Here is an 11,082-nt window from a genome sequence, read left to right on the forward strand (position 1 = left end):
ACGCTCCGCAGGGATGATCCGAAGCCGCCATAACAGCCCCGGCGCGTTCGGGATGGCGCTCTTTGCGCTCATCGCATTGCTGCCCATCGGGTTCAGCCTGGGGTATGCGGCGGCCTACAGCGTGGGGCTGGCGGGTCTGCTGAGCGAGGGCTTCACGCTCGAACACTGGGCGCGGCTCTTCTCCGACGGCGAGGTGTGGCGCGCCTTCGGGTTGAGTCTGTACGTGGCTGCCGTCACCGTCGCCCTGTCCGTGAGCCTGGCGCTCGCGCTGATGCTCTTCCTCCGCCGGCCGCTCAAAGAGGGGCCGCTCTCGTACGTCATCTATTTCCCCCTCGCCATCCCCGCCACCGTGGCGGCTTTCCTCGTCTTCCAACTCTTCTCCGGAGCCGGATACGCCGCGCGCTGGCTCCTCCATCTCGGCGTGATCGACGACGTGGCGCAGATGCCGAACCTCGTCAACGACCCGTACGCCTTCGGCATCATCCTCGCACACGTGAGCCTCGCCACGCCGTTCTTCATCCTGCTCTTCGCACAGTTGTACGAGACCGAAAAGATCGAGGCGCTCGCGGAGACGGCGCGCACCCTCGGCGCGAGTCGGCGGGCCTGCCTCTACCGCGTCACCGTGCCGATCCTGCTCACCCGGTCGTTCACGAACGTGATCCTGCTTTTCATCTTCGTCTTTGGCTCGTACGAGATCCCGCTGCTGCTCGGGCGGCAGTCGCCGCAGATGGTGTCGGTGCTGACGATGCGGAAATACGCGATGTTCGACCTCACGCAAAAACCCGAGGCGTTCATCGTAGCATGGCTGTATACGGTGCTCGTGCTCGCGCTCATCGGCTGGGCGTTCCGGAGCGGGCGGGCGGGAGGACGCGTATGAACGGCCCCTTCCCCGCGACGCGCTCCCCGCGACGCCTCCTTCGGGGGGCGGCGGCCGTGCTCCTGGCGCTCGCCTGCCTGTTCCCCTTCGCCTACCTGATCCTCCTCTCGCTGGCGAAGGCCTGGCCCTTCCCCGACCTGCTCCCCCGCGCCCTCTCCTTCGACCTGTGGGCGCGTGTGCTCACCGGCCCGAGCGACCTTGGCGCGAGCTTCCTCCTCTCGTGCGCCCTCTCCCTCGTCGTGGCCTCCCTCTCGACGGCGGCGGGCTTCGTCACGGGCAAGTTCATCGCGTATCACCCCGCGCGAAAGAAGCTGCTCTTCCTCGCCTACGTCCCCTTCATCATGTCCCCGGTGATCCTCGGGACCTGCCTGATGTATCTTTATCTCAAGCTCGACCTCGCGGGCAACGCCGCCGGGGTGGCGCTCGCACAGACCATGTTCGCTTACGGTTTCGCCATCGTCTTCTTCAGCGCTTTCTGGAACCCGGAGATCAAAGCCCTCGAAGACCTCGTCTTCACCCTGGGCGGCTCCACGTTCGATGCCTACCGACGCGTGCTCCTGCCCGTCTCGAAAGGGATGCTTCTGATCTGCTTTTTCCAGACCTTCCTGATCTCGTGGTTCCAGTACGGCCTGACGCTCCTCATCGGCACGGGCAAGGTGCAGACGCTGCCGGTCAAGGTGTACGATTACGTGAACGAAGCCAACATTTTTTACGCCGCGATGGCGAGTTGCCTCCTCATCCTCCCGCCCGCCGCCCTGCTGTGGGTGAACAAGCGGTTCGTCTTCAACGAGATGCGCGAGGGCTGACCCGCCCCGCGCCCCCCGCCCGTGTTTCTCGAAGTCCGTCATCTCATCCGATCGTTCGGCGCGGAGCGCGTCCTCCGGGACGTGAGCTTCGACGTGCCGGCGCACCAGACGTTGAGCATCCTCGGCCCCTCCGGATGCGGCAAAACGACGCTCCTCAAGATCATTGCCGGGCTGGAAACGGCGGATGCGGGCACGGTCGTCCTCGACGGCGAGGACCTCTCGCACGTCCCCCCGCAAAAGCGGGGCATCGTGTATCTGTATCAGGAGCCGCTCCTCTTCCCCCACCTCAACGTGTCCGACAACGTCGCTTTCGGGCTGCGCCTGCGGAAGGTGGAAGCGGGCGAGCGGAAAAGACGGGTCGCGGAGATGCTCGCCGACCTCGAACTGACCGAGCACGCGAAGAAGCGCCCGCATCAGCTCTCGGGCGGGCAACGGCAGCGGGTTGCCTTCGGGCGGGCCATCATCGTCAACCCCCGCCTCCTCCTCCTCGACGAACCCTTTGCCAGCCTCGACGTGGACATCCGCGCCGCCATGCAGCGGCTCTTTCAACGCCTCGCCCAACGGTACCGCATCACCTCGCTCTTCGTCACGCACGACCTCAAGGAAGCCCTCCTCGTGGGCGACCGGATGGCGAGCCTCCGGGACGGGCGGCTGAAAACCTATGCGTCGAAGGCCGCCTTCATCGCCGACCCGGAGACGGGCGTCCAACGGGAACTCGATTTCTGGGACGGGCTCCGCTCCAATGCCTCCCTCGACGACACCACTCCATGACCGACATGCCTGCACACGACGCCGTCGCCGTCATCCTCGGCAGCGCCTTCGGCGCGGAATCGCTCGGCGACCTCACGCTCGAACGGCGCGACGTGCCCACGCCGTGGGGCCCGCAAACGCTCCATCGCGTCGCCCGGACGGAGCGGCCGGCCTACGTCCTCTTTCGGCACGGCTCACCGCACCGCCTCCTGCCGAACCAGATCAACTATCGCGCACAGGCGGCGGCGCTCCACTCGGTCGGCTGCGGCGCGCTCCTCGTGACGAGCTCCGTCGGCGTGCTCGACCCCGCCCTCCCGCTCTTTCGCCTCCTCCTCGTGGGCGACCTTCTCATGCCCGAAAACCGCCTCCCCGACGGCTCCGCCTGCACGATGTTCGTCGCGCCCTCGCCCGCACACGGGCACCTCGTCCTCAGCGAAGGGCTCTTCTCCGAGGCGCTCTCCGAGCAGATCCGCGAGCTCGCCGAAGCAGCCGGGGGCGTGCACGAGGCAGCCGTGGTCTTCGCCTATGCGGGCGGACCGCGCACCAAGACCCGCGCCGAAAACCGCCTCTTTGCCCGCCTCGGCGGTCAGGTCAACTCGATGACGCTCGGTCCCGAGGTCGTCCTCGCCAACGAGCTCGGGATCCCGTGCGCGGGTCTCGTGGCGGGGCACAAGTATTCCGTGCCCGACCTCCCGAACCTCGAAGACGGCGGCTCGGTCGAAGCCTCCCTGGCCGCGGCCCGAGGCGCCATGGAACGCGCCGTCGTCGCCTTCCTCCGACGCGGCGAACCCGTGCCCTTCCGCAATCACCTCTTTCGTTTCGGCGACGACGCGGGCGAAGAGCGCCGCTGACGGCGAACGTGTCCGGGCGTGTCTCTGACGCGAGCCGAACGCCGTCAATACAGCGCCATATCGAACGTGCGGCGGTGGCGGCGGGTGGCGGGGTGCTGCTCGCCGAGAAGGTTGAACAGGGCGATGCACGCTTTCCGAGCGCCGTCGTCGTCGTAATAGCGGTTCGTCCGGATGACCTCGATGAACCGTTCGAGCGCCGTGTCGAAGTCGCGACGAGCGAGGGCGTCGAGGGCGGCCGCGTACGCTTCCTTGCCCGGCTCATCGGGCAGCGCGTCCGGGTTCTTTTGCAGCCGGAGCAGCCGCGCCACCGTCTTGACGGCCTCGGCGAGGTGCAGGAAGCGCGGCTCCGCCGTCGAAGCGCCGGCGGCCAGGCGGGCCGCCTCCTCGGGATCGTCGAAGACGCGAACCTGCGCGAGCATGGCTTGCGCCTGCGGGTTGGTCGGCTGCTCGGCGAGCACGCGCCGGAGGAGGCGCTCGGCCCGCTCCGCGTCGCCCTCGGCGAGGGCCGCCTCGGCCTCCGCGAGCCACTGCTTCCACTCGCTCGGCAACGCCTTGTCCAGCCACTGCCGAACGGCCGGTTCCGGCAACGCTCCGGTGAACTCGTCCACCACTTCACCGTTGACGAACAGCTTCACCGCCGGAATGCCCCGAACGCCGTATCGCATGGACAACTCCGGATGCACGTCCGCGTTCACCTTCACCAGCTTCCACGCCGACCCGTTCTCGCGGGCCAGCTTCTCGAGCACCGGCCCGAGGACGCGGCACGGACCACACCACGGCGCCCAGAAATCGACGAGCACCGGCTGCTCGTGACTGGCGCGGAGCACTTCTTCGTCAAAGTTTTGAACCTCAAAGGCCATATCGCTTTCGTGTTTTAGGTACTTTTGAAAAGCTTTGTGCAACTTTGTCCCGAAACTCGGGTTCATGCGTCGATAGTTGCCGTCCTCGGCTCCACCATGCCGCCAACCGCTAACTCACAGCCGCTATGCAAACCCGGTTTTTCCCGGTCGGATTCGCCTTCACCGCATTTTTGCTTCCCCTTCTCATGGGATGCCAGGCTTCTTCACAGAACCCGAAAACGGAAGCCTACGATCCCTCCACCGACTCGCTTCGGTTTGCGGGCGAGACGCACCTCCGAAACATCCGGCAGCTCACGTTCGGCGGAAACAATGCCGAGGCGTACTGGAGCTTCGACGACGAGAAGCTCGTCTTCCAGAGCGACTGGGACGCCATCAACGACCAGGGTTGCGACCAGATCTTCGTGATGAACGCCGACGGCTCGCCGCTCGAAGACGGGGAACGATACCGCCTCGTCTCGACGGGCAAGGGCCGGACCACATGCAGCTATTTCATGCCGGACGGGCGCATCGTGTATGCCTCCACACACGCCGCCGACCCCGCCTGTCCCCCCACGGCCATGTTCGCGCAAGGGCGCTACGTGTGGCCCATCTATGATGGGTACGACATCTACATCACCGACGCACAGGGCTCGAATCCCGAACTGCTCATCGGCGGAGAAGGCTACGACGCCGAGGCTACCGTCTCCCCCGACGGACGCTTCATCATCTTCACCTCCACCCGCTCGGGAGACCTCGAACTGTGGCGCTATGAGGTGGCAACCGGCGAACTGCTCCAACTCACCGACGCGCTCGGATATGACGGCGGCGCATTCTTTTCCCGCGATTCGAAGAAAATCGTCTGGCGGGCGAGCCGTCCCACGGGTGAAGAGGCGGACCTCTACCGCGACCTCCTCTCCAAAGGCTTCGTCGAGCCGAAGGCACTCAACCTGTTCGTGGCCGACATCGACGGCTCGAACGCGCGCCAGGTGACCGACCTGCCGGGTGCGAACTGGGCGCCCTTCTTCCACCCCTCCGGCGAGAAGATCATCTTCGCCTCGAACCACCACTCCATGGACCGGGGCGGGCGGCTCTTCGACCTGTTCATGGTCAACGTCGACGGCTCCGGCCTCGAACAGATCACGCATTCCGGCACGTTCGACGCCTTCCCGATGTTCTCCTTCGACGGCAAGAAACTCGTCTTCGCCTCGAACCGCAACGCCTCCCGCACCGAGACCCGGGACACGAACATTTTCATCGCCGACTGGGTGGACATGCCCGAAGAGGTGGACCTCCGCTTCCAACCGTCGCGGTAGCCGACGGGCGCTTTTCTGGATCACGATTTCAAGGGGCGGGCTTTCGGGTGCGCCCCTTTTTCGTTTCCGGGACACCCGCGGCCGCAGACCCCGCCTCTTTCACTCAAAGTTGACCTCGGGTGATATTATTTTTAGTCTAAACTAATTCCGTGTCGTCGCGTATAAACGCGCATCGAAAGGCACGCTCTGAACGAACCACGGATAGGCATGACAGTGACGAAACGGGCGGGACTCGGGATGCTCCTCGCCGTCCTCCTCACGACCGTAGCGGGATGCGGGCAGAAGGTCTCGCGTACCGAACGGGCGGAAGACTTCTCGAACCGCACGATCCGCGTCGTCGCCACCACCAGCATGATCGCCGACCTCGTGAAGAACATCGGCGGTGCGCGTGTGGCGGTGGAAGGGCTCATGGGACCGGGCGTCGATCCGCACCTGTACAAAGCCAGTGCGGGCGACGTCTCGCGCATGGCCGAGGCCGACCTCATCTTCTATAACGGACTTCACCTCGAAGGGAAGATGGGCGAAATCTTCGAACAGATGGCCCGTCGGGGCATCCCCACCTTCGCCGTCGCCAACGGCATCCCGCGCTCAAAATACCGGGAGTCCGCCCTGTTCACGGGGAATTATGATCCCCACCTCTGGTTCGACGTCAAGCTCTGGGCGGACGCCGCCCGGTACGTCGCCGACGTGCTCGTCACGCAGGACGCGTCTCACGCCGGGAGCTATCGCGACCGTGCGGAAAGGTACCTCGCCGCCCTCGACACGCTCGACGCCTACGTGCGGGCGCAAGCCGCGCGGCTCCCCCGTGAGCGGCGGGTGCTCATCACCTCGCACGACGCGTTCGGCTACTTCGGACGCGCGTACGACTTCGAGGTGAAGGGACTGCAGGGCATCAGCACGGCCACCGAAGCCGGCGCTGCCGACGTACAGGCCCTCGCCGAGTTCGTGGCGACGCGCCGCATCCCGGCGATGTTCATCGAGTCGTCCGTCTCGCCGCGCGGCATCGAAGCGGTGCGCGAGGCGGTGCGGGCGCGCGGGTTCGAGGTGAAGATCGGCGGCACGCTCTTCGGCGACGCCCTCGGCGACCCCGACACGCCGGAAGGGACGTACCTCGGCATGGTCCGGCACAACATCGACACCATCGTAGACGCCCTCCTCGACCATGATGCAAGCTGACGTGAAAGCCCGGTCTCGCCCAAACCCGAACGCCCTCCCGGAACAGCCCCCGGCCGCCATCGACGTGCGCGACCTGACGGTGGCCTATCATGAAAAGCCCGTCCTCTGGGACGTCGACCTGCAGGCGCCGCCCGGGGTGCTCATGGCCATCGTCGGGCCGAACGGCGCGGGGAAGACGACGTTCATCAAGGCGATCCTCGGCCTCGTGAAAAAGGCGGCGGGCGAGGTGCTCATCTACGGCCAACCGTACGAGAAACAGCGCGACAAGGTGGCGTACGTGCCCCAGCGGGGCAGTGTGGACTGGGACTTCCCCACCTCCGTGCTCGACGTCGTGATGATGGGGTTGTACCGGAAGATCGGGTGGTTCCGGCGTCCGGGCCGGGCGGAACGCGCGCAGGCGATGGCGGCCCTCGAAAAGGTGGGCATGGAGCCGTTCGCCGACCGGCAGATCAGCCGGCTCTCCGGCGGGCAACAACAGCGGGTGTTCCTCGCCCGCGCCCTCGTTCAGGATGCGATGATCTACCTCATGGACGAGCCTTTCCAGGGCGTCGACGCCACCACCGAGCGCTCCATCATCGCGCTGCTCCGCGACCTCCGGAGCCGGGGAAAGACGGTCGTCGTCGTCCATCACGACCTCCAGACGGTGCCGGAATACTTCGACGCCGTGATGCTGCTCAACGTCCGGCGCATCGCCGCCGGGCCGGTCGATGAGGTCTTCACGGAACAGAACCTTCGCCTGACGTACGGCGGGCGGATCGCCTTCCTCAAGGCGGCGCCGGGCGCGCCTTCCGCCTCCGGGGCTTAATCTTCGAGCATCGGCCGTTCCGGCTTTCGAGCGATGGATCTCTTCTCCCAGCTTTTCACGGATTACACGCTTCGCACCGTGGCCCTCGGCTCGGCGACGCTGGGCGTCGTGAGCGGTGCGCTGGGCTCGTACGCCCTCCTCCGCCGGCAAAGCCTCCTCGGCGACGCCATCTCACACGCCGCCCTCCCCGGCATCGCCCTGGCGTTCCTGCTCACCGGGAGCAAGCTGCCCTGGGTGCTCATCCTCGGGGCCGCCGCCGCCGGATGGCTCGCGACGATCCTCGTGATGACCGTCACGCAGACAACCCGCATCAAATACGACAGCGCCCTCGGCATCACGCTCTCGGTCTTCTTCGGCTTCGGGCTCGTGCTGCTCACCCTCATCCAGAAACGCCCCGACGCCACGCAGGCGGGCCTCGACCGCTTCCTCTTCGGGCAGGCGGCGGCGCTCGTCTCGCGCGACGTCTGGACGATGGGTCTGCTCGGCGCGGCCGCCCTCTTGCTGACCGCGCTCTTCTGGAAAGAATTCAAACTCCTCTCCTTCGACCCCGAGTTCGGAAAGACGCTCGGCTTCCCCATGCGCGGCCTCGACGTGCTCCTGACGACGCTCCTCGTCATCGCCATCGTGATCGGCCTTCAGACCGTGGGGGTGGTGCTCATGAGCGCGATGATCATTGCTCCGGCGGCGGCCGCCCGGCAGTGGACCGACCGCCTCGGGCTGATGGTGGCGCTCTCGGCCCTCTTCGGCGCGCTTGCGGGCGTGAGCGGGGCGGTGCTGAGCAGCTCGGCGGCCAACCTGCCCACCGGGCCCATGATCGTCCTCTGCGTGAGCGTCCTCGTGATCGTCTCGCTCTTCCTCGCGCCGAACCGGGGGCTCTTCGGGCGATGGCTCCGCGCCTGGCGGAACAGCCGACGGCTCCGCCTCGAAGCCGTCCTCCTCGACCTCTATGCCCTCTCCATCCAGCACGAGGCGCCCGCGCATCCCCACGACGAATCCGTGCTCGAGATGATGAGCACGCCCTCGGGCAAGGTGCATCACAGCCTTGAAGTCCTCGCCGAGCGCGGGCTCGTCCGCCGCGTCGATGAGCGGAAGTGGGCGCTGACCGAGGACGGACGCGCGCGCGCCGAGGCGCTCGCCCGGACGCGCGGCGCAAGCCCGACCGCTCCATGCCCCTGACGATCTTCGCCAAGCGTATACGATGAGTCCCGAACAGCTCGAAATACAGATGATCGCCGTGGTGGTGGCGGCGGCGTGCGCACTGCCGGGGGCCTTCCTCGTCCTGCGGAACATGGCCATGATGAGCGACGCCATCAGCCATGCCATCCTGCCGGGGATCGTCGTCGTCTTCTTCCTCACGCAGGACCTCAACTCGCCGCTCCTCATCCTCGGCGCGACGCTCACCGGCGTGCTGACGGTGGCGCTCGTCGAGGTGCTCAACCGCACGCGACTCGTCAGGGAGGATGCGGCCATCGGGCTGGTCTTCCCCGCGCTCTTCAGCATCGGCGTCATCCTCATCGCCCACTATGCCGGCGACGTCCACCTCGACGTCGACGCGGTGCTCCTCGGCGAGCTCGCCTTCGCGCCCTTCAACCGCTTCACCGTAGGCGGGTACGATCTCGGCCCGAAGGCGCTCTTCGTGATGGGCGGCATCGGGCTGCTCAACGCGGCGTTCCTCACGCTGTTTTACAAGGAACTCAAGCTCGCCACGTTCGATGCCGGGCTGGCCGCCGCGCTCGGGTTCATGCCGGGCGCGCTCCATTATGCCCTGATGGCGCTCGTCTCGGTGACGGCGGTGGGCGCCTTCGACGCCGTCGGCTCGATCCTGGTGGTGGCGCTCATGATCGGACCGCCCGCGACGGCCTACCTCCTCACCGACCGCCTCGCGTGGATGATCGTGCTCGGCGTGGCGCTCGGCGCCGTCTCGGCCGTCGGCGGCTTCTGGATGGCGCACGCCCTCGACGCTTCCATCGCCGGCTCCATGGCGACGATGGTGGGCGTGGTCTTCCTGCTCGCCTTCTTCTTCGCGCCGCGTCGGGGGCTGCTGGCCGTGCACCGACGCCGGAGACGGCAACGGTGGGCGTTCGCGCAGAAGATGCTCGTCATCCACCTGCTTCACCACGAAGGATCGCCGGAGGAGGCCCGGGAATGCCGGGCGGAGCACCTGCAGGAACACCTCCGGTGGACGCCCGATTTCGCCGGGCGGGTGGTGCGCGAGGCCCTCGCCGCCGGACTCGTCCGTCGGGACGGCGACCGGCTGTTCCTCACCGACGCCGGACGCATCCTCGCAGGCGAAGCGATCGTGGCCGCATAGGCGGCGCGGCCGTCGGGCGGCCTGCTCACCCCACGCGTGCTCCGGACCCGCGCCAGGAGCGATCGTGAAAACCCCGGAGAAAGCGCTTGACAGCAACTGCCGGCAACGGTAAACTACGGGCATGAGATCAAGAGATGAGGTATCATTGATGAACGACGCCCTGCGGCCAGAGAGGTGCTTCCGATGGACGAGAAACCCGGCGACGTCCTGACCATCGACGAGTTGTCCGCCTACCTGAAGATCCCGAAGTCGACGCTCTACAAGCTCGTTCGGGAAGGCCGCGTCCCGTGCCGGAAGATCGGCCGTCACTGGCGCTTCCGGAAGGCGGCCATTGACCGGTGGCTGGAAGAGAGGCACGACGTATCGAATGCGCAAGAATACGAATGATGGCGGAGCCCCTGACGGATCAGATGCTACGGAAGATCGATGAGGCTCGCGAGCTCTATCACCGCCTGATCCTGATGGTTGGCCCGGCGGGAAGCGGGAAGACCACAGCCCTGCAGGACGTGTCGGCCTCGACCTCTGCGCCGCTCATCAACGTCAATCTCGAGCTGTCTCGTCGGATGCTGGACCTGACCGAACGCCAACGCGCTCTGCAACTCCGTCGGCTCCTGGGCAAACATGCGCGAGAAAGCGTCCTTCCGCGCCGTTCCGGAGTACAAGAAAATGATTGCAGCCGGGTGCTGAAGTCCCGGCTAGAACAGGCCTTTACACGGCCGGCGTACAAGCCTCTGGCTTTTTAAGGAAGATTGTGCCGATGCGATTGATTCGTAACAGCGGAACAGAACGTGTCATTGATGAACTCAATTCGACTCTCAGATCGGGAGATAGCATTGGTATCCTGAGCGCAAAGCTTTCGATATTTGCTCTGGATACGGTTTTGGGTGCAACGCGGGACAAGTTGTCAGCGCGTCTTATCCTGCCGTCGGGAAAGGCCGATTTGGAGCTTTTGGGAAATAATGCGGACCGCTCTTTTCGCAACCGGCTGCAAAACCATTGGTATGCGAGACGATGTGTTGAATGGTTGACTGTACACGCACAAATCCGCTGGACAACTGGGGCAGTGCCGCAAGGTGTCATATTGATCCAGGATGACAAAGGGGGGGCAAAAAAGGTGCTGATAGGCGCTTTTTCGTTCACCACCGATGGTCTCGGAATGGCGCCCGGCAACCCGCTGGGTCTGATCCAGGTCGCTGATACTGACGAGGAAGCCACTGGACTTTCAGAATGGTTTGTGAGCCTTTGGAATGAACTTCCTGCGGAAGCGGATGCAAAAAAACGCCTACTCGATGCGGTCAGGGAGATTTTCAAAGAACGCCCTCCCTATTCAATTTATGTCTTGATATTGTACAAC

13 protein-coding genes are annotated in these 11,082 nt (G+C 65.6%); 12 read left to right on the forward strand and 1 reads right to left on the reverse strand.

Annotated elements, in window-relative coordinates; all coding sequences use genetic code 11:
* Positions 1-13: 13 nt before the first annotated feature.
* From AC1HIY_RS15855 to AC1HIY_RS15870, 4 genes are read left to right on the forward strand one after another with little or no spacing between them, the layout of a single operon-like run.
* The gene (locus AC1HIY_RS15855) at positions 14-877 is read left to right on the forward strand and encodes an ABC transporter permease (RefSeq protein ID WP_479577777.1); all 864 of its coding nucleotides are present in this window, start codon (positions 14-16) and stop codon (positions 875-877) included.
* Positions 874-1,683 carry an ABC transporter permease gene (locus AC1HIY_RS15860; RefSeq protein ID WP_479577778.1) on the forward strand — a complete coding sequence of 270 codons (810 nt, stop codon included), beginning with the start codon at positions 874-876 and terminating at the stop codon, positions 1,681-1,683. Before AC1HIY_RS15855 ends, AC1HIY_RS15860 begins: the two co-directional genes overlap by 4 nt.
* 21 nt (positions 1,684-1,704) lie before the next feature.
* Entirely contained in the window at positions 1,705-2,454 is a 750-nt protein-coding gene (locus tag AC1HIY_RS15865) for an ABC transporter ATP-binding protein (RefSeq protein WP_479577779.1), read from the forward strand.
* A 5-nt stretch (positions 2,455-2,459) separates the two neighbouring features.
* On the forward strand, positions 2,460-3,284 hold the full coding sequence (locus AC1HIY_RS15870; protein WP_479577780.1) for a phosphorylase family protein: 825 nt from the start codon (positions 2,460-2,462) through the stop codon (positions 3,282-3,284).
* Between the two features lie 44 nt (positions 3,285-3,328).
* Here AC1HIY_RS15870 and trxA read toward each other — a convergent pair whose 3' ends face one another.
* Positions 3,329-4,144, reverse strand: coding sequence for a thioredoxin (trxA, locus tag AC1HIY_RS15875; protein WP_479577781.1), 816 nt, complete (start codon positions 4,142-4,144; stop codon positions 3,329-3,331).
* A gap of 125 nt (positions 4,145-4,269) precedes the next feature.
* On the opposite strand from trxA, the gene AC1HIY_RS15880 reads away from it, so the two are divergent.
* From AC1HIY_RS15880 to AC1HIY_RS15915, 8 genes are all read left to right on the forward strand, one after another.
* Entirely contained in the window at positions 4,270-5,436 is a 1,167-nt protein-coding gene (locus tag AC1HIY_RS15880; RefSeq protein WP_479577782.1) for a TolB family protein, read from the forward strand.
* Positions 5,437-5,643: 207 nt separating this feature from the next.
* Positions 5,644-6,612, forward strand: a complete 969-nt coding sequence (locus AC1HIY_RS15885) for a metal ABC transporter solute-binding protein, Zn/Mn family (protein ID WP_479577783.1) — start codon at positions 5,644-5,646, stop codon at positions 6,610-6,612.
* Positions 6,602-7,417: a metal ABC transporter ATP-binding protein gene (locus AC1HIY_RS15890; protein ID WP_479577790.1), complete on the forward strand. Its 816-nt coding sequence runs from the start codon at positions 6,602-6,604 to the stop codon at positions 7,415-7,417. The genes AC1HIY_RS15885 and AC1HIY_RS15890 overlap by 11 nt, the downstream gene beginning before the upstream one ends.
* A 33-nt stretch (positions 7,418-7,450) precedes the next feature.
* A complete protein-coding gene (locus tag AC1HIY_RS15895; RefSeq protein ID WP_479577784.1) occupies positions 7,451-8,593 on the forward strand; it encodes a metal ABC transporter permease in 1,143 nt (380 codons plus the stop codon).
* Between the two features lie 22 nt (positions 8,594-8,615).
* Positions 8,616-9,728 carry a metal ABC transporter permease gene (locus AC1HIY_RS15900; RefSeq protein ID WP_479577785.1) on the forward strand — a complete coding sequence of 371 codons (1,113 nt, stop codon included), beginning with the start codon at positions 8,616-8,618 and terminating at the stop codon, positions 9,726-9,728.
* Between the two features lie 183 nt (positions 9,729-9,911).
* Positions 9,912-10,115 carry a helix-turn-helix domain-containing protein gene (locus AC1HIY_RS15905; RefSeq protein WP_479577786.1) on the forward strand — a complete coding sequence of 68 codons (204 nt, stop codon included), beginning with the start codon at positions 9,912-9,914 and terminating at the stop codon, positions 10,113-10,115.
* A gap of 23 nt (positions 10,116-10,138) precedes the next feature.
* The gene (gene brxF / locus AC1HIY_RS15910) at positions 10,139-10,471 is read left to right on the forward strand and encodes a BREX-3 system P-loop-containing protein BrxF (RefSeq protein ID WP_479577787.1); all 333 of its coding nucleotides are present in this window, start codon (positions 10,139-10,141) and stop codon (positions 10,469-10,471) included.
* A 14-nt stretch (positions 10,472-10,485) separates the two neighbouring features.
* The coding region (locus AC1HIY_RS15915; protein WP_479577788.1) for a phospholipase D-like domain-containing protein at positions 10,486-11,082 on the forward strand (597 nt) is incomplete at its 3' end.

The sequence above is a fragment of the Rhodocaloribacter sp. genome (genome assembly GCF_056451265.1).

Bases quoted from the DNA above. Each gene is read 5' to 3' on its own strand.
- AC1HIY_RS15855 (WP_479577777.1), top strand. From the start codon at position 14: ATGATCCGAAGCCGCCATAACAGCCCCGGCGCGTTCGGGATGGCGCTC.
- AC1HIY_RS15860 (WP_479577778.1), top strand. From the start codon at position 874: ATGAACGGCCCCTTCCCCGCGACGCGCTCCCCGCGACGCCTCCTTCGG.
- AC1HIY_RS15870 (WP_479577780.1), top strand. From the start codon at position 2,460: ATGCCTGCACACGACGCCGTCGCCGTCATCCTCGGCAGCGCCTTCGGC.
- trxA (WP_479577781.1), bottom strand. From the start codon at position 4,144: ATGGCCTTTGAGGTTCAAAACTTTGACGAAGAAGTGCTCCGCGCCAGT.
- AC1HIY_RS15880 (WP_479577782.1), top strand. From the start codon at position 4,270: ATGCAAACCCGGTTTTTCCCGGTCGGATTCGCCTTCACCGCATTTTTG.
- AC1HIY_RS15885 (WP_479577783.1), top strand. From the start codon at position 5,644: ATGACAGTGACGAAACGGGCGGGACTCGGGATGCTCCTCGCCGTCCTC.
- AC1HIY_RS15890 (WP_479577790.1), top strand. From the start codon at position 6,602: ATGCAAGCTGACGTGAAAGCCCGGTCTCGCCCAAACCCGAACGCCCTC.
- AC1HIY_RS15895 (WP_479577784.1), top strand. From the start codon at position 7,451: ATGGATCTCTTCTCCCAGCTTTTCACGGATTACACGCTTCGCACCGTG.
- AC1HIY_RS15900 (WP_479577785.1), top strand. From the start codon at position 8,616: ATGAGTCCCGAACAGCTCGAAATACAGATGATCGCCGTGGTGGTGGCG.
- AC1HIY_RS15905 (WP_479577786.1), top strand. From the start codon at position 9,912: ATGGACGAGAAACCCGGCGACGTCCTGACCATCGACGAGTTGTCCGCC.
- brxF (WP_479577787.1), top strand. From the start codon at position 10,139: ATGCTACGGAAGATCGATGAGGCTCGCGAGCTCTATCACCGCCTGATC.